The sequence below is a fragment of the Kribbella sp. NBC_00709 genome (genome assembly GCF_036226565.1).
Taxonomy (GTDB): domain Bacteria; phylum Actinomycetota; class Actinomycetes; order Propionibacteriales; family Kribbellaceae; genus Kribbella.
This window is the reverse complement of record NZ_CP108996.1, coordinates 5188087-5204751: the sequence shown is the minus strand read 5'-3', so window position 1 is coordinate 5204751 and position 16665 is coordinate 5188087. Positions and strand designations below refer to the sequence as shown.

The 16665-nt window shown below is 68.6% G+C and carries 16 protein-coding genes; 8 read left to right on the top strand and 8 right to left on the bottom strand.

Features of this window, described 5'->3' with window-relative positions; translation table 11 throughout:
- The first annotated feature begins 264 nt into the window (after positions 1–264).
- The 4 genes from OHA18_RS25650 to OHA18_RS25635 all read left to right on the top strand — a co-directional run bounded on the left by OHA18_RS25650 (position 265) and on the right by OHA18_RS25635 (position 4874).
- Positions 265–2001: a sensor histidine kinase gene (locus tag OHA18_RS25650; RefSeq protein WP_328997843.1), complete on the top strand. Its 1737-nt coding sequence runs from the start codon at positions 265–267 to the stop codon at positions 1999–2001.
- A gap of 99 nt (positions 2002–2100) precedes the next feature.
- Positions 2101–2544 carry a pyridoxamine 5'-phosphate oxidase family protein gene (locus OHA18_RS25645; RefSeq protein WP_328997842.1) on the top strand — a complete coding sequence of 148 codons (444 nt, stop codon included), beginning with the start codon at positions 2101–2103 and terminating at the stop codon, positions 2542–2544.
- A 35-nt stretch (positions 2545–2579) separates the two neighbouring features.
- Complete coding sequence (locus OHA18_RS25640) at positions 2580–4328, top strand: GAF domain-containing sensor histidine kinase (RefSeq protein WP_328997841.1); 1749 nt, start codon at positions 2580–2582, stop codon at positions 4326–4328.
- A 186-nt stretch (positions 4329–4514) separates the two neighbouring features.
- On the top strand, positions 4515–4874 hold the full coding sequence (locus OHA18_RS25635; protein ID WP_328997840.1) for a hypothetical protein: 360 nt from the start codon (positions 4515–4517) through the stop codon (positions 4872–4874).
- A 58-nt stretch (positions 4875–4932) separates the two neighbouring features.
- Here OHA18_RS25635 and OHA18_RS25630 read toward each other — a convergent pair whose 3' ends face one another.
- A complete protein-coding gene (locus OHA18_RS25630; RefSeq protein WP_328997839.1) occupies positions 4933–7638 on the bottom strand; it encodes a bifunctional acetate--CoA ligase family protein/GNAT family N-acetyltransferase in 2706 nt (901 codons plus the stop codon).
- 327 nt (positions 7639–7965) lie between these two features.
- On the opposite strand from OHA18_RS25630, the gene OHA18_RS25625 reads away from it, so the two are divergent.
- Complete coding sequence (locus OHA18_RS25625) at positions 7966–8766, top strand: universal stress protein (protein ID WP_328997838.1); 801 nt, start codon at positions 7966–7968, stop codon at positions 8764–8766.
- A gap of 163 nt (positions 8767–8929) precedes the next feature.
- On the opposite strand, the gene OHA18_RS25620 is transcribed toward OHA18_RS25625, so the two are convergent.
- The 6 genes from OHA18_RS25620 to OHA18_RS25595 all read right to left on the bottom strand — a co-directional run bounded on the left by OHA18_RS25620 (position 8930) and on the right by OHA18_RS25595 (position 13063).
- On the bottom strand, positions 8930–9583 hold the full coding sequence (locus tag OHA18_RS25620) for a response regulator transcription factor (RefSeq protein ID WP_328997837.1): 654 nt from the start codon (positions 9581–9583) through the stop codon (positions 8930–8932).
- Positions 9584–9868: 285 nt separating this feature from the next.
- Positions 9869–10135 carry a hypothetical protein gene (locus OHA18_RS25615; RefSeq protein ID WP_328997836.1) on the bottom strand — a complete coding sequence of 89 codons (267 nt, stop codon included), beginning with the start codon at positions 10133–10135 and terminating at the stop codon, positions 9869–9871.
- 4 nt (positions 10136–10139) lie between these two features.
- On the bottom strand, positions 10140–10691 hold the full coding sequence (locus OHA18_RS25610; protein WP_328997835.1) for a flavodoxin family protein: 552 nt from the start codon (positions 10689–10691) through the stop codon (positions 10140–10142).
- Between the two features lie 14 nt (positions 10692–10705).
- Positions 10706–11620: a universal stress protein gene (locus OHA18_RS25605; protein WP_328997834.1), complete on the bottom strand. Its 915-nt coding sequence runs from the start codon at positions 11618–11620 to the stop codon at positions 10706–10708.
- Between the two features lie 10 nt (positions 11621–11630).
- Positions 11631–12500, bottom strand: a complete 870-nt coding sequence (locus tag OHA18_RS25600) for a universal stress protein (protein WP_328997833.1) — start codon at positions 12498–12500, stop codon at positions 11631–11633.
- 5 nt (positions 12501–12505) lie between these two features.
- Positions 12506–13063: a hypothetical protein gene (locus tag OHA18_RS25595; protein ID WP_328997832.1), complete on the bottom strand. Its 558-nt coding sequence runs from the start codon at positions 13061–13063 to the stop codon at positions 12506–12508.
- Between the two features lie 189 nt (positions 13064–13252).
- On the opposite strand from OHA18_RS25595, the gene OHA18_RS25590 reads away from it, so the two are divergent.
- Complete coding sequence (locus OHA18_RS25590) at positions 13253–13375, top strand: hypothetical protein (protein ID WP_328997831.1); 123 nt, start codon at positions 13253–13255, stop codon at positions 13373–13375.
- Positions 13376–13507: 132 nt separating this feature from the next.
- Complete coding sequence (locus OHA18_RS25585; RefSeq protein WP_328997830.1) at positions 13508–14374, top strand: universal stress protein; 867 nt, start codon at positions 13508–13510, stop codon at positions 14372–14374.
- A 115-nt stretch (positions 14375–14489) separates the two neighbouring features.
- On the opposite strand, the gene OHA18_RS25580 is transcribed toward OHA18_RS25585, so the two are convergent.
- Positions 14490–15143, bottom strand: a complete 654-nt coding sequence (locus OHA18_RS25580; protein ID WP_328997829.1) for a universal stress protein — start codon at positions 15141–15143, stop codon at positions 14490–14492.
- Positions 15144–15303: 160 nt separating this feature from the next.
- On the opposite strand from OHA18_RS25580, the gene OHA18_RS25575 reads away from it, so the two are divergent.
- Entirely contained in the window at positions 15304–16104 is an 801-nt protein-coding gene (locus tag OHA18_RS25575) for a sigma 54 modulation/S30EA ribosomal C-terminal domain-containing protein (RefSeq protein WP_328997828.1), read from the top strand.
- Positions 16105–16665 lie beyond the last annotated feature (561 nt).

The following is a 16665-nucleotide window of genomic DNA, read 5'->3' as shown; positions in this document are numbered from 1 at the left end:
GGGCCGAGCCGGCCCGGAGAGCCGTCTGGCTCGCGTAGTCGACGACCCGCAGGCCGTCGGTGCTGCCGTCGACCTCGGCGACGACGGGTCCCGTCGTTCCCCTGGTGTTCATCCTGCCTCCTCTTACCTGCATCGAGCCTCGTACCTCAACGGCCGACCGGGCAGGGTCGCCCTGCCTTCAGCACAGGGCCGTTCGGCACATTCGGCGGAGATCGAGCCGCCTGCGCGGCTTGCTGATCAGCGCAGGCTCCGTACTCTGAGTCCATGGGAGCTCCGGTGGGCGGAGGGCACACCTGGGACGAGGGTGCGCTGGACAACGCAGGGCTCTCCCGCGTTCGGCTCGACGCTCTGCTGCAGGAGCTGCTCGGGCGTGTCGACGACATCATGGACTCGCAGGAGCGGCTGCGCGCCCTGCTCGACGCGGTCGTCGGCATCGGCGCCGATCTGGATCTCAACAGCACACTCGACCGGATCGTCTCGGCCGCCTGTGACCTGACCGGCGCCCGGTACGGCGCTCTCGGCGTGATCAGACGTGACGGCAAAGGACTTGCGCGGTTCATCACGCGCGGTATCGGCGCGGATCAGATCGAACAGATCGGGCCTTATCCGGAGGGACACGGGATCCTCGGGTTGCTGATCGAGCATCCCGAGCCGCTGCGGCTGCACGACCTGTCCGGGCATCCGCAATCGTTCGGTTTCCCGGCCAACCATCCACCGATGCGGAGCTTCCTCGGCGTTCCGATCCGGAGCCGGCAACAAGTCTTCGGCAACCTGTACCTGACCGAGAAGGCCGGCGGCGCCGATTTCACCGAAGACGACGAACGAACCATGATGGCCCTGGCCGCGGCGGCCGGCGTGGTGATCGCCAACGCACGTCTGTACGCCGACACCGAACGCCGGCGCCGATGGCATGAGGTGACGGCCGAGATCACCCAGCTGATGCTCGGCGATTTCGACCCGCAGGAAGTGCTGGCTCTGATCGCGCGCCGCGCTCGTGAGGTGTCCAGCTCGCTGGTGGGGTTGATCCTGCTCGTCGACGGAGCGGACCTGGTCGTTCGGGCTGTTGACGCTCCAGCGCCGGTCCACCGCTACCTCGGCCGCCGCTTCCCGGCGAACCTGCCGGTGCTGACCGACGTACTGCAGGGCGCCGAACAAGTGGTGATCGAGGACGTGGCCCAGTTGGCGAAGGAGTCCGGCCTGCTGCCGGAACTGCCAGAGCTGGAACAGATCGGCCGGACGATTCTCGCGCCGATCCCGCCAGGCGACCATCTCACCGGAGGACTCCTGATTGTCTCGGCTGCGCAAGGCGCGGTGCTGGCGGTCACTCCGGGTACGGACCTGCTCCGGATGTTCGCCAACCAGGCCACCCTGGCTCTGGACCGGAAGCAGGCTCAGAGCAAACAGTCCACGCTCGCGGTGCTGCAGGACCGCGACCGGATCGCGCGGGACCTGCACGACCTCGTCATCCAGCGCCTGTTCGCCACCGGTCTGCAACTGCAGAGCATGCACCGCCTGGTCCGGCCGGACGCGCAGGAACGCATCAGCCGTGCTGTCGAAGACATCGACTCCACCATCCACGACCTGCGGAGCGCGATATTCGAACTGCACCGCCAGCCTGGTCAGAGTTCGCTGCGTGGCGACCTGAAGACAGTGGTCGACGAGTACATCCAGCCACTGGGATTCCGGCCCCGACTCACCACCACCGGCCCGGTCGACACCGCCGTACCGGCCGCCACCAGACCTCAGATCCTCGCCGTACTGCGGGAGTCGTTGTCGAATGTGGTGCGCCACGCCAATGCCACCGAGGTCGTGGTCGATCTCGCGGTCACAGGCGACGGCGTGACCCTTCGCGTGGCTGACAACGGCACCGGGATCTCTTCCACCGATCGCGGCAGCGCACTACGGAAGCTTCGCGACCAAGCCGCCACGCTCGGCGGCTCGGCACAGGTCGAGCCGAACCAACCGCACGGCACAGTGGTCGAGCTTCACGCACCCCTGTGACCCTGCGGTTCGGGACTTTCGACCCTGGTGTCAGACCCGTCGCGCGGCGATCGTCGAGGAGGTGGCCACCCCGGACCACGGTGTCCTGAAGGATGTGCGATGAGCACAAGTCAAGAGTTCGATCATTCGCGGTTGCAGATCCTTGGGCCGGTGGAGTGTCTGGGCTTGCTCGGTTCGGTTCCGCTCGGGCGGCTGGTCTATACCTACGCCGGGTTGCCGGCGATCCGGCTGGTCAACTTCGTCCTGGATGACGACACGATCGTGTTGAGCACGGGTCAGGGTGACAAGTTCCGGGCGGCCGAGCGTGGTGACGTGGTCGCGTTCGAGGCCGATGCGGTGGATCTCGAGCGGCACTTGGGCTGGACGGTCACGGCCATCGGTCACCTGTCGGTCGCCACGGTCGAGGAGAGCACCGAACTGCGCCACACGCTGCCGATGCATTCGTGGCTACCGATGGACGACCCACAGCTGGTCCGGATGGGCATCGAGTCCGTGCATGGTCGCCGGCTGGTTCCGTGGGGCCAGCGGCCCCGTTCCCGTTAGTTCACTTCACCGGTGACTATGCGTACTGTGGTCGAGTGGCCGAAGGCTCGTCGGGGCGGGGAAGTTGGGACGAGGGGGCGCTGGAGTACGCCGGGTTGTCCCGCGTGCGTCTGGACGCCCTCCTGCAGGAGCTGCTCGGCCGCGTCGACGAGATCATGGAGTACCAGGAGCGGCTGCGCGCGCTGCTCGACGCGGTCGTCGGCATCGGCGCGGACCTCGACCTGAACAGCACCCTGGACCGCATCGTGACCGCGGCCTGCGAACTCGCCGGGGCACGCTACGGCGCGCTGGGCGTCGTCGGCCCCGACGGCAAACGACTGGTCCGTTTCATCACCCGCGGCGTGACTGACGAGGAGATCGCCGCCATCGGCCCCTACCCCGAAGGCCACGGCATCCTCGGGCTGCTGATCGAACACCCCGAACCGATCCGGCTGCACGACCTCGCCGAGCACCCCAGGTCCTACGGTTTCCCGGCCAACCACCCGCCGATGAAGAGCTTCCTCGGCGTCCCGATCCGGACCCGCGCGCACGCCTACGGCAACCTGTACCTGACCGAGAAGACCGGCGAGGCCGACTTCACCCAGGACGACGAACGCACAGTCACCGCCCTGGCCACCGCGGCCGGTGTCGTGATCGACAACGCCCGCCTGTACGCCGACACCGAGCAACGCCGCCGCTGGCACGAGGTCACCGCCGAGATCACCCAGCTGATGCTCGGCGAGTTCGACGCCGACGAAGCACTCCAACTCATCGTGCAACGCTCCCGAGAAGTCGCCGGCGCACAGATCGCCGCCCTGCTGCTCGCCGAGGGCAACGAACTGGTCGTCCGGGCCGTCGACGGGCCACCGGAATTCACCAAATACGCCGGCCGCCGACTCCAGACCGACCTGCCGCTGCTGCACCTGGTCGGCTCGGGCAGCGGCGACCAGATCGTCATCGAGGACCTCGCGCAGCTCGTCAAAGACGCCGGCGGATTCTCCGAGTTCCCCGAGAGCGCGAAGCTCGCCCGGGCGACGATCGCCCCACTACCGCCCGGAACCACCGCGACCGGCGGATTCCTCGCCGTCGCCATGGAACAAGGCGCCAGCACCCGCGTCGCCGAAGGCGCCGACCTGATCCGGATGTTCGCCGGCCAGGCCACCCTCGCGGTCGAACGCGCCCAGGCGCAACGCGACCGCGACCTGCTCGTCGTCCTCGAAGACCGCGACCGGATCGCCCGCGACCTGCACGACCTCGTCATCCAACGCCTGTTCGCGACCGGACTCCAGCTCCAAGGAATGCAACGACTCGTCCCCGCCGAGCACCAGCAACGACTCAGCCGCGCCGTCGACGACATCGACAGCACCATCCACGACCTCCGAGCGGCGATCTTCGAACTCCAACAGCCCCCAGACTCGACTTCGCTGCGCGGCGACGTCCAAGCCCTGGTCGCCGAGTACACCGAACCGCTCGGCTTCCGGCCCCAGCTGATCTGCACCGGCCCGATCGACACCGTCGTACCAGCCGCCGTACGACCACAGATCCTCGCCACCGTCCGCGAATCGCTGTCCAACATCGTCCGCCACGCACAGGCCTCCGAAGTCACAGTCGAGGTCAACGCCGACAGTCAACAAGTCGTCGCACGGACCACCGACAACGGCGTCGGCATCGGCGACCAGCACCGCAGCAGCGGACTACGCAACCTCACCGAACGCGCACAGGCCCTCGGCGGCACCGTGCACGTCACCGACAACCAGCCACACGGCACGATCGTCGAGCTCCACGCACCACTCGCCGGCAACTGACAGCCGAACGGCCTCCCAGGTCAGGACCCTTGCCCGCAGCGCCACCCCCTCCCCCCGGCGAACCTGAAGTAGGAGAACCAGTGGGAGGAGCACCCACGCCCACATGATCATCCGATTCGGCCGCAGCCGGACTCACAGCGGCACCGCGCGCCGGCCGGTCGCCGACTTCCCCTCCAAGGAGCAACCATGACCACCACACTGCAACAGGAGATCGAGCGCTGGGAAGCCGATCTGCAGAACCTCGCCGAGACCAGCCAGTCCGACCACTGGTGCCTCGAAGAACAACGTCTTGCGGAGGCTCTCCGCACACTCGCCGCCTTCCACGGACGCATCATTCCGATGCTCACCGCTCAGGAACCACACGAACGGATTCTCGTCGACGAGATCGAGCACCTCCTCGACCACCTCCAAGACCTCCGCGACCACCTCTACCGAACAGTCCATCCGCCCAACTCCTACCTGGAGGTGGCTGAAACGATGGCCGCACTGCGCGCCCTCAGCCGGGTAGCAGTCCGGTTCGAACGAACCCTCGAAGACGTTTCATGACGACCACGCCGAGCCGGCCCGCCTGATCAGAGACACCTCGAGCGGGTCCGGATCTGAGTCAGGGCTGGTCGCCGCGTAGGTGGCGGGCGTACCAGTCCGGCTCGGGAGCCGCCGGCGTAATTCGCATCCGTACGTCGACCGCGAACGCGCCGCCCGGGGCCGCAACCAGCGGGTTGATGTCCAGCTCTGCGAGCTCGGGGACCGCATTCGCCAGCCAGGCGATTCGCTGCAGGACATCCAGGACAGCGTCCTGATCGGCAGCCTGCGCGCCGCGGTATCCGGCCAGCACCGGAGCGCACCGCAACGAGTGAAGCATCTCGAGCGCGTCCAGATCGGTCAGCGGCAACCCACGCCACTGCCGATCGGCCAGGACGTCGGTCAGCACTCCACCGCTGCCGGCCATCAGTAGCGGCCCGAAAAGCCGATCCCGGACGACACCGATGACGAGCTCGGTACCGGCCGGGGCCATCGCCTGGACCAGCACCTGCGGGCCGCCGGCTGCGGCGGTGATCTCGTCGTACGCCATTCCTAGCTGCACTGCGTTCGCCAGGCCGACCCGGACACCGCCGATGTCGGTCTTGTGCACCACGCCGGGTGCGGACGTCTTCAACGCGACCGGGTAGGCGACGGTCTCCGCCGCCGCGATCGCCTTCGAGCGCGTCACTGCGGTCAGGACCGGCATCATTGGCACGCCTGCACAGCGCAGGAGCTGACTCGCCTGCTCTGGATCCAGCCACCCGCCGCTGGGCGTGCGTCGCAGGAATCGTTCTACGACGACCCGTGCCCCCGCCGCGTCGACCCGCGGCAGCTCCGGTACGACGCCTTGCGGCCGAGCCCGCCACTCGGCGTACTGGACGGCATGCGCCAACGCGCGCACCGCGCTCTCGGGGAAGGGGAAGACCGGAATCCGACGGCCGTCTGCGAGCGCGACCTCGGGTCCGGCGTTCGCCGAGCCGACACAGTTCACCACGATCGGGAGACCTGCCTGGTCGCCGGCGGTGGCGATGGCGGCATAGATGTCGGCGACATTCCCGGCGCGCGTCACGGCGTAGTTCACCACCAGGCTGTCGACCTCGCCGCTCGCCACGATCACTTTCAGAGCCTCCTCGAGGCTCGCCGCCGACGCGGCAGCACCGAGATCGACGGGGTTCGCTGGACCAACCGCACCGAGCGCTGCAAGCTTCTTCTGGACCGCCGCACTCAGTTCGGGCAGGTCCAGGCCGAGCCGGCCGGCGGCGTCCGCGGCCAGGATCCCCGCTCCCCCGGCGTTCCCGACCACTGCCACCCGACGGCCCTGCGGCAGCGGCGGCACGGCAAGGACCCGGGCCGTCTCGACCAGTTCCTCGACCGTGTCCATCCGGAGTACGCCGGACTGCGCGAACAGCGCGTCGACAGCGGTCTCCGGGGTTGCAGCGGCCGCGGTGTGCGAGACGCCGGCCCGGCGTCCGCCGACCGAGCGGCCGCCCTTCACGACCAGGATCGGCTTCGTCCGGCCGATCATCCGGGCCAGCCCGCCGAACTTGCGCGGGTTCCCGAACGACTCCAGATACAGCCCGATCACCGCAGTTCGTGGGTCACCCCACCAATGCAGGAGCACATCGTTGCCGCTGACATCGACCTTGTTGCCGAGGGAAACGAACTCGGAGATTCCCAGCCCGGTCCGCCCGGCGTGCTCCAGCACCGCGATGCCCACGGCGCCGGACTGCGCAGCGAGTGCCAGCGCTCCCGGCGTCGGTGACACCTCGGCGAACGTCGCGTTCAGGCTCACGTCCGGGGCTGTGTTCACCAGGCCGAGGCAGTTCGGGCCGATCAGCCGGATGCTGTGCCGGCGAGCCACCGCCAGCATCTCCCGCTGCAGCTCCCGGCCGGCTTCCCCGAGCTCGGAGAATCCGGCCGTCAGCACGATCGCTCCACCGACACCGCTCTCACCACACTCCGTCAGCACGCCGAGCACCTGCTCCGCGGGAACCGCGATCACCGCGAGATCGACAGCGCGTGGCACCGCCGAGATCGACGGGTACGCCGGCACGTCGCCGATCCGTGCGGCCTTCGGGTTCACGGCGTACACGGATCCGGTGAAGCCGCCCTTCACGATGTTGAGCAGGAGCTCGTGCCCGATGCCACCAGGTTTGCGGCCGGCACCGATCACGGCCACGGTCTGCGGGGAGAACAGGCGATGCAGCGAGCGATTCTCGGCCGCCCGCTCCCGATCGGCCATCCGCTCCAGGGTCGCAGGGTGGTACGCCGTGTCGAGCACCAACTCGACCACGCCGCTGTCCAGCTTGCGGACCGGCTCGAAACCGGAGCCGACCAGGACGCGCAGCATCTTGGCGTTCTCACCCAGCGTGTCGGCACGCAGCCGTTGGATACCGTTCTCCCGAGCCGTCGCCGCTAGCTGCTCCAGCAGCAGGGTCCCGATGCCGCGGCCATGGACCGAGTCCTGCAGCAGGAAGGCCATCTCCGCCTCACCCGTGCGCAACACCTCGTAGCTCGCGACACCGACCACCTGGTCGCCGTACTCGGCAACCAGAGCGACATGTCCGCCCAGCTCGGCCACCAGATGATGGGTGTAGTCGTCGGCCATGCTCCGATTGATCCCGAAGAACCGCAGGTAGATCGACTCGTCCGACACCCGCCCGTTCATGGCGGCCAGCGCCGGTTCGTCGTCCAGCCGTATCGGCCGGATCCGAACCACCGACCCATCCGCCGCCAGCACGTCCCAGCCTGTTCCGGGCGGTGTACCCGGCCGTTCGATCGCCGTCATCCCAGCCCCCTCCGACACCCCACCACTAGCCCACCGCGCCAGGGCTCCCCCGGGCCAGTGCCGTTGGTCCCGGGCCGCGGGACCTTCGCCTCTAGGACCCCACCGACGCCGACCGCGACGCTGAGAACCATGCATGAACTCACCGGTAAGCCGTTGTCCGACGAGGAGGTCGCTGACCTCGACGCGTACTGGCGCGCGACCAACTTTGCGCGCCGCCGACGGACGCCAGTGGCTCATCGACCAGCGGGCCCGTCATCACGCTTACATCCTCGAGCACGGCGAGGACCTGCCCGAGATCCGTAACTGGCATTGGCGAAGGAGGCCGGCATGACAGTTGCCGTAGGCATCGATGGTCGCCCCGACTGCGAGAACGCGATCCGTTGGGGTGCGTCCGAGGCCGCCGCGCGCGGAGTACCTCTGCACCTGGTGCACGCGTTCGTCTGGGCCGAGTTCCGCGTGCCGCTCGGCCCGAGCGACGTGGCACCGGGGCTCCGCGCCCAGGCCGACCAGATCGTCGCCGCGGCCGTCGAGCTGGCACAGAAGTTCTCGCCCGGGGTGCCGGTCACGGGAACCAGGGTCGACGGCTTCCCGTCGGTGGTGCTGCTCGCGGAGTCGAGGACGGCCGACCTGATCGTGATCGGCAGCCGCGTCACCGGGCGCCTTCTCGGTCTGGTGGTCAGCTCGGCGGGTGTCGAGCTGACCGCACATGCGCACTGCCCCGTGGTCGTCGTACGACCGACGGAGGACGCGCTCCCAGGCAGCCTCGTGGTGATCGGGTACGACGGTTCGCCGGCCGCCGGCGCCGCGGTCGACTTCGGTCTCGAGTACGCCCGCAGGCATCAGTTACCGGCCCGGATCGTCACGGTCCTGGACGACGAGGACGACGACCACGACCTGCTCGCCGCGGTCCGCCCGTACGCGCGCAAGGCCGAGCTGATCGAGGTCACCGGTCATCCGTCCGAGATGCTGCTGGAATGGTCGGCCGACGCACAACTGCTGGTCGTCGGATCGCGGGGACACGGTGGGTTCGCCGGCCTACTCCTCGGGTCGGTGAGCCAGACCATGCTGAATCAGTCGCCCTGCCCGGTCGCGATCATCCCCCGGGCGGCGATCGAAGGTCCTCCGTAGCCGGGTCGTTCGGCACTGCCTCGCTCGAGCCCCCGCCAAAGGCTTCCTGGCACCGCCCCACCCGCCCGGCCGACTACTACCTCGGCTGAACTCCCGACCAGCCCAACCGCAGCCCCGTCCTGGGCACGGCTAGGCGACGGGGCAGCTCTCCCGGACATCACATCTAGGTCCGCGGCGGCTTCTTGGTGTGTTCGATGGCGAAGACGGCGGCTTCGGTGCGGCGCTCGAGGTTGAGTTTGCGGAGCAGGGACGAGACGTAGTTCTTCACGGTCTTCTCGGCCAGGAACAGGGATTGCGCGATCTGGCGGTTGGTCTTGCCCTCGGCGATCTCGGCGAGGATGCGACGTTCCTGCTCGGTCAACGACGCGTAGCGCGGGTCCTCGGTCTCGGTGGGGTGCCGCAGGCGTTCCAGCACCTTCACGGTCATGCTCGGATCCAGCAGCGATTCGCCGGCAGCAAGACGCCGTACGGCATCGACCAGCGCCTGGCCGTGGATCTGCTTCAGCAGGTACCCCGCCGCGCCGGCCATGATCGCGGTGAACAACGCCTCGTCATCCGAGAACGACGTCAGCATCAAGCAAGCCGGCGGCTCGTCCATCAGCGAGCGGACCTCCCGGCACACGGTGATCCCGTCACCGTCGGGCAGCCGGACGTCCAAGACCGCGACATCGGGACGTACGGCGGGGATCCGCGCGATCGCCTCCGCCGCGGTCGAGGCGTCACCGACGACCTCGATGTCCGGCTCCGCATCGAGCAACTGATGCAGCCCGAGCCGCACCACCTCATGGTCATCGAGCAGGAACACCTTGATCGTCATGACCGTCTCCTTCGGCTCCACGCCAAACCCCGGACCGGCGCCGCTCCAGCATCCCGCCATCCCCACGCTACCCGCCAGGGACCACAGTCCCGCCCTCGTCGGGACCTTTGCCGGGACCATTGCCGCCCGCCCCTACGGCGGGACCGTCCCGGCAGCGCCTCCTACAGCCCCACCGCATCACCGGCCGCCGCATTCGCTCCTGGTAGCCCAGACCCCCGCACTTTGAGAAGCCACCAACCATGTTCGCGCCGGCGAAATGGTTGGTGGCTTCTCAAAGTCGGGGGGTCAGATGTCCAGTTCGTGTTCGCGGAGGCGGGCTCGGGCTTCGTCGAAGTGTTCGCGGGTCAGGTCGCCGGCGGCGTAGCGGCGTTCGAGGATGTCGAGGGGCGAGGGCAGGGTGGGCGGTGGACGGCGCTGTGGGCGGCGCTGTGGGCGGCGCTGTGGGCGGTGCTGTGGGCGGCGGAGTAGGTGAACCGCTGCCCAGGCCGCGCCGCCCCAGAGGGCGACGACGGTGACGGCCCAGACCATGGCGCCTGTGGCTGAGTGCATCATCGGTTCACTCCTTCCAGGCGACCTTCGTGGAGCCGGTCAGCAGTTGGCCGAGTTCTTCGCCCCAGTGGTGCGCGCGTTCGATCTCGGCGTCGCTGATCGGGCCGGTGGTCTCGTTCACGAAGAAGCTCTCCGAGGGGCCGAGCAGCCGTAGGCCCATCCGGCGCAGTAGCTTCGCGGCCGAGCGGGCGGCCGAGCCCGGCAACAGTCGTACCTTGGCGATCCGGGTGTCGAAGGTCGCTACCCGCAGCAGGTCCGATCGACGTCCGGTCGGCGGCTCGAGCGCGGCCAGCCACTCGCGGATGCCGACCTCGATCGGCGTCACGAGATCGCCTTGCTTCCACGCTTCCTGCCGGGTCGACAGCCGGCTCATCGAGAACGCGTGCGTCGGTCCCCCGACGATCAGCAACCGGACGTCACCGGGCACCACGTTCGGGGCCCGGTTCACCGGCACCGTCTCGGCCGGGAGGTGCTGTCGCAACCCGTCACGGATCGCCCGCGCGATCCGCTCGGTGTTGCCGAACATCGACTCGTACACGACAAGTGCAGTCTCAGACATGATTGCTCCTCCGATCAGTGCGTTCCGACGACGGTGCGGGCAGGTTCCAGCCGCATGCCCTCGGCAACGGTCAGGTGGTGCGGCACGATCGCGACCGGGCAGGTCATCGCCGCCGCCGAACGCCGCGCGACCGGGTCGATCGGCAACCGGCCACCGTGCGCGCCGACAACGACCAGCCCGACATCGCCGCTCTCATGCACCAACGCCGCCGCCGGCGGCCGGCTACTCAGGAACCGCGTCACCCTCACGTCCGGGAAACGACTCGTCCACGGAGCCAGCGTCTCCGACAAGACGTAATCCGCCCGGCTGATCCACGAACCGTCCGGGTCCTCCTCCACAAACCGACGCCCGGCCGGCAGCCCGGCGTGGACAACGACCAGCTCCCCCTCCCGTCCCGCAGCGACCCCGAAGGCGAACTCCAGCGCCTCGGCCGACAACGCCGTACCATCGATGCCGACAGCAACCTTCCGGTCGACCAGCGACGGCCTCCACGACAGCGGTACGACAACCACCGGACAGCCCGCCCGCCCGGCCAACGTCAGATTCGCCTGGGAGTGCACCAACCGCTGCGGACCGCGGCTGCACGAACGCCCGACCACCAGCATCCGCGCCTTCCGCGCCGCCGCCGCCAGAACCCGCAGCCGAGATCCCTCCTCGGTGACCGCGACCAGTTCGGTCGCGTATCCATCACGGTGCCGCACATGCGCCACCGCCACCCGCACCGCAGCATCCGCCGCCTCGGCCGGCGGCTTCGGCGCGTAGCCCGGCATCATCGGAGAGTACGAACCGTGCGCCGAGTACGGCGCAACCAGCACCAGCTCCGCACCCATCCGCAACGCCTCCGCCGACGCGTAATCCACCACGCGAAGGTTCTCCGCGCTCCCGTCGACCTCGACTACAACGGGGCCGGTCCGATTCCAGGCACTCATCTTCCTCACCTCAAGATTGCGTAGGCACGACGGCCAGCGGGCACACCGCGTGGTGCACTACTCCTCGGGTCACAGAGCCAAGGAAGACAGACGCCAACTGCGTGTGGTGGTGGGTGCCGACGACCAGCAGTTGGGCGTCGGACTGTTCGGCCGCGGTGACGACGCCGTCGACCGCGTGGCCGCGCCGGACATCGACCTGGATCGTCACATCCGGGTACTTCTGGTGCCACTCGGCGGCGACGTTCTCGAAGTACCGCTGGGCATGCTCGGCCCACTCGCCGCTGACGCCGGCGGTGTTCATCGCGTCCCAGCTGAAAACGGCCGGCAGATCCCAGACATGCACGATCCGGATCGGCAGCTTCCGTTCGGTCGCCGCAGCCACAGCGAACTCCATCACGGCGGCGTTGTCATCCCCGTCATCGAGGGCGACCAGCACCGGCCCAGAACGGTCGGACGGCTTCCAGTGCTCCGGCACAACCACAACCGGGACGTTCGCGTGCGCTGCGACCGCCTCCGAGGTGGAACCGATCAGCAGCCGTTTGAACGTACCCAGCCCCCGGCGTCCGACAACCAGCATCCGGCTGTTCGCCGCCGCCTCGGTCAGGATCCGGGCCGGCGGCCCGATCATCAGGCCCGCCTCGTGGTCCAGCGCGCCCGGACTCGCGTCCAGGTTCTTCTGGACATCGGTGATGAGCTCCATCGCCGTGTCGTCGACCAGGTCCGGTTCGAGCCCTGAGGCCCGCCGGAGCCGATCGTCGATCACATGCACCGCCTGGAGGGGCTCCCGCCGGAGCAACGACTCCTGCAGGGCCCACTCCAGGGCACCGGTGTCGCGCCAGGAGCCGTCGACTCCGACGTGGATGACCGGTTTGACGGTCATGTCGCTCACCGCAGCCACGGGTACTTGCCGACGAAGTCCAGGCTGCTCCACCACTTGCCGAGACCCCATACGTTGCCAGCAGCAACCAGCGCGAGGGTGACGACGGTGGTGGCGCCGAGGATGTGGTCGTCCAGCACCGGGTTGGTCTCCGGCGGCAGGTTCGCCGACCACATCAGCAGATACAGCAACGCACCGCACACCGCGGCGATGCGCATCCCGATACCGAGCGTCAGCGCCAGACCGATACCGGCCAGGCCGATCATGAACAGCGGCGTGACCCACCAATCACCGACCAGCGACTGGTAGAAGTCGGCCATCGGACCGCTCGTACCCTTGCCCAGGAACCCGGCCGTCGGGTCGCCACCATCGATCCAGCCCTTACCGGACGGGGTCGCGTAGCCGAGGCCGAACACCTTGTCCACGAACGCCCACAAGAAACTCAGGCCGTACGCGATCCGCAGGACGCCGAGCGCACGCCCGGCCGCCGTGGTGATGATCGGATGCCGATCGCCATCGGGCTGCATTGCAGGAGCCGGCAGGTCTTGCCGCTGCCTAGTGGTCATGATGTCGTCCTTTCACTCGATTCCGACACCTCGATCCTGCGATCTCGTGTCGCCGACGGTCAGAGCCCTTCGCACCTCACTCGTGGGAGCCGAACGGCCCCTCGGTCCCGGGACGTATGCCGGTGTCCGCGGCGCGGAGCCGCGTCGAGGGTGGAATCGGAAGCCATGCCTGTCCCACGGAGGTGCCCCATGGCCGAGGTCATTCGAGGCGGCCCCGCGAACGCCGGACGGACCGATAACAAGATCGGCATCGCGACCTCGTACGACGTCGGCCAGCAGCACCGCCTCTTCGTTGCTGACGTTGTCCGGTAGCTGACTCTGTCCCGTTCGGCGACCCGCGACAGCGGCCGAACCGCACTGTTGGGCAGGACCTTCGGCCCTGCCTCCGGCACCCGCTCACGGCTTGACTGGAGCTGCCAGGAGTACGAGTCCAGGAGGTTCCTCATGTCCACACAACTGCCTGTGCTGGTAGGGATCGACGGATCCCGCGACGGGCTGATCGCGCTGACCTGGGCAGCGTCGTACGCGATGCTGCACGACGCGCCGCTGCACGCGGTGCACGTCGTCGACGACGACCGCCACGTGGCCGTCGGCGCGCCGACGAACGCACGCGACGACGGCAGCGAGGTGCTCGAAGACGCCCTCGACGAACTCGAGCTGATCGGCTTCCGGGCCGCGTCACTCGAAGTCCAGCACGGCCATCCTGCCCAGGTCCTGCTCGAGCAGTCCGAAGGTTCCAAGGCCCTGGTCGTCGGCCGCCGCGGCATGGGCGGCTTCGCCGAACTGGTCCTCGGCTCGACCTCCCAGGTCTGTACGGCGCTCAGCACCACAGTCCCCCTGGTTGTCGTGCCCGATACCTGGGACCCAGCAGCCCCACCCCGCGGGCGGATCGTGGTCGGCATCGACGGATCCGTCGAAGGTCAGGACGCGCTCCAATTCGCGTTCGAACAGGCCGCGACCACCGGCGCCGAGATCCTCGGCCTCCACGCCGTCGAGATCCCGAAGAGCTACCCAGACCCGAACGTCTGGGACGACCCGGACCAGGAGCCGTGGCGCGACACCGCCGACGAACTGCTCACGCGAACCCTCGAAGGCTGGACAGCGAAGTACCCCGACATCGCGGTCCACCGCCGCAGCGTCACCGACCACGCCGTTCTCGCCCTGGCCCGCGAGTCGCGCGACGCCGACCTCGTCGTGGTCGGAGGCCTCGGTTGTACGGCGTTCTCCGAACTGCGAATGGGATCCGTCGCCCGCGGTCTGCTCTACCACTCGCACAGCCCGGTCGCCGTCGTACACCATCCGGAGTTCTGACATGGACCACGTCATCAGAACCCGCAACCTGACGAAGCGCTTCGGTCACCGAACCGCCCTCGACAGTCTCGATCTCGACGTACCCGCCGGCAGACCGTCCGGCGTGGTCCGAAGATCACGGCACGGCGCTGATGTGGTTCTCCGCCAGTACGGCGGCGACGGCCTTGAACGGCGTGTCCTCGGTGCTGTCGATCGATGCGGCATGCTCGATCTGGGGATGCCAGCAGTGCAGGACCTCGAGGGGCTGTTCGGTCCGCGCCGCCTCCTCGAAGGCGAACGCGACCGCGTCCTCGGAATCCGGCGAACCATCGGTGCCGACCACAACCGACCCCGCGCGGTGCTCACCGCGCACGACAACAACCGGGCACGGCGCCTTGGCCGCCATGGCGCTCGCCACCGAGCCCAGCACCGCGGCCGACATCTTGTTCCGCGACCGGGTCCCGACGACGACCATCTCGGCCTCGCCGGCCTCGGTCAGGATCGCGTTCGCCGGATCGGAGTTCGCCAGCCAGCCGGAGCCGCCCGCGTACCCGAGCCGGTCCCGCGCGAACTGCACCGCGTCGTCGAGCTCGTGCTGGAACTTGTCCAGCGGCATCGGCGGCGGAACATACCCTTCGACGCCGAGCGCCGGCCACCGGCCGGCTTCAGTCAGATAGGCCCGCACTACTCGCACCGTTGACCCCCGCGCCTGGGCCGCGTCGACGGCCCAGCGCAAGGCGATCTGGCTCTCGGGCGTGTCATCGACGCCTACGAGGATGTACTTCTTCATCACTGGGTTTCCTTTCACGAGCCCTTCTTCGTGGAGCCGGCTGGCCGCTCCCGACTACCGATCGTCACCTTCGGAGCACGAGGAGGGCAGGGACCAACGGCCCTGTTCGCGGGCGCATCGGACCTGCAGTCTGGAAGGACCGAGCTGTTCAGGGGGGAACATGAGTACAGAAGGTCGTTTCGCGGTGCCGTTGAGGCCGACGGCAACGATTCCGGTCGGTACGGCGGGGATCCTGCCAACCGATGCGGCCGCATTGATTCGCAATCGCCTCAGGCCGATCCTCGGATCCTTGGCGCCGCACAGCCGGGTACGGCTGACACGGTTGACCGAGGCCGGGCTGATCAGACCGCTGGTCGCGCAGGCCGACGTACAGCTGGCGGGCGACCGACGCGTCCGGGCCCAGGTGGCCGCCGCGACCATGTCCGAGCTGGTCGGCCTGCTCGCGACGCGCACGATCGGTCAGCTGCACACGTACCCGGAGGCACTCGCCGAATGTCTGCGCGAACGTGTCATCACGCTGCCCCCACCGTCGCCGCCGGAGCTGCTACCGCCGGCCGTACGTCGAGTCGCACGGCGTAAGGTCTGCAGGCCGATGGCGATGACGGCAGCCGAGGCCATCGTGGCGCTCGAAGCCATGGATTACCGGTTCCACCTGTTCCGGGAGAAATACAGCCGCCAGGACAGCATCGTCATCCGCAGCGGAGCCGGCCGTTACCGGATCATCCAGGCACGACCGAATCCGATCGGGCTCGAGATCACGTCCCCGCCGATCGTGCTGGCCTCAGCCGAGCGCCGGAGCGTCGCGATCGCAAGATCCCGGCTCGATCTCACCGGTGGACCGGTCGAGATCTTCACCGACAAGGCAACCGGCCTGCTCACCGCCCTTTACGCGCGGTACGACGGTCACTACGGTCTGCTCGGCGCCGAGGTCGCGATCAAGAGCGCTCGCAGATCATGGTGATGGCTCCGCTCGGGCACTCCACGGGACCCGGGATGGACGGAGTACAGGTCCGCATCTGCGGCCGAGGGGGCACCGAGACCCCAGCGGGCGCGTACCCGGACGAAGGAAGACGTCATCTTGGGCAGCGTCGGTCGACGTCACCGGACTGCAACGCACGACAACCTCGGTACCGTCGCCACCCAGCTCCTGGTAGGCCTTCAGGATGTCGTCGAGGACAGCGACGCGTCGCGGAAGGCCGAGCAGGAAGAACGCGCCCGCGCCCGCGCTCGCGAGCAATGCGATCCGGTTCGGGCCGACCGCCTTGACTGTCGTGTACGCGACGCCGGCGCCCTCAGGAAGCCCTCCGCTTGGTCGCAGGGGACCGGCTCTCCGGAGCGGGATCGTCGTGACGACGGTGAGTCTCGTGGCCCGTGGCCACCTCTTCTTGTCCGCTTCCGGCGAGCCGGTCTTTCCCTGCCTCTTCAGAGTCGCCCCGGGCGGGCTGCCGCGGTCAGGGCCCAAGGTCCCGACCTCCCGGACCACCCGGCCCTGCGTCAATCGCGGATCAGCACCTCCCCGACG

Excerpts from the sequence above, each read along its gene's own strand:
- OHA18_RS25650 (WP_328997843.1), top strand. The coding sequence starts at position 265 with ATGGGAGCTCCGGTGGGCGGAGGGCACACCTGGGACGAGGGTGCGCTG.
- OHA18_RS25645 (WP_328997842.1), top strand. The coding sequence starts at position 2,101 with ATGAGCACAAGTCAAGAGTTCGATCATTCGCGGTTGCAGATCCTTGGG.
- OHA18_RS25635 (WP_328997840.1), top strand. The coding sequence starts at position 4,515 with ATGACCACCACACTGCAACAGGAGATCGAGCGCTGGGAAGCCGATCTG.
- OHA18_RS25630 (WP_328997839.1), bottom strand. The coding sequence starts at position 7,638 with ATGACGGCGATCGAACGGCCGGGTACACCGCCCGGAACAGGCTGGGAC.
- OHA18_RS25625 (WP_328997838.1), top strand. The coding sequence starts at position 7,966 with ATGACAGTTGCCGTAGGCATCGATGGTCGCCCCGACTGCGAGAACGCG.
- OHA18_RS25620 (WP_328997837.1), bottom strand. The coding sequence starts at position 9,583 with ATGACGATCAAGGTGTTCCTGCTCGATGACCATGAGGTGGTGCGGCTC.
- OHA18_RS25615 (WP_328997836.1), bottom strand. The coding sequence starts at position 10,135 with ATGATGCACTCAGCCACAGGCGCCATGGTCTGGGCCGTCACCGTCGTC.
- OHA18_RS25610 (WP_328997835.1), bottom strand. The coding sequence starts at position 10,691 with ATGTCTGAGACTGCACTTGTCGTGTACGAGTCGATGTTCGGCAACACC.
- OHA18_RS25605 (WP_328997834.1), bottom strand. The coding sequence starts at position 11,620 with ATGAGTGCCTGGAATCGGACCGGCCCCGTTGTAGTCGAGGTCGACGGG.
- OHA18_RS25600 (WP_328997833.1), bottom strand. The coding sequence starts at position 12,500 with ATGACCGTCAAACCGGTCATCCACGTCGGAGTCGACGGCTCCTGGCGC.
- OHA18_RS25595 (WP_328997832.1), bottom strand. The coding sequence starts at position 13,063 with ATGACCACTAGGCAGCGGCAAGACCTGCCGGCTCCTGCAATGCAGCCC.
- OHA18_RS25590 (WP_328997831.1), top strand. The coding sequence starts at position 13,253 with ATGGCCGAGGTCATTCGAGGCGGCCCCGCGAACGCCGGACGGACCGAT.
- OHA18_RS25585 (WP_328997830.1), top strand. The coding sequence starts at position 13,508 with ATGTCCACACAACTGCCTGTGCTGGTAGGGATCGACGGATCCCGCGAC.
- OHA18_RS25580 (WP_328997829.1), bottom strand. The coding sequence starts at position 15,143 with ATGAAGAAGTACATCCTCGTAGGCGTCGATGACACGCCCGAGAGCCAG.
- OHA18_RS25575 (WP_328997828.1), top strand. The coding sequence starts at position 15,304 with ATGAGTACAGAAGGTCGTTTCGCGGTGCCGTTGAGGCCGACGGCAACG.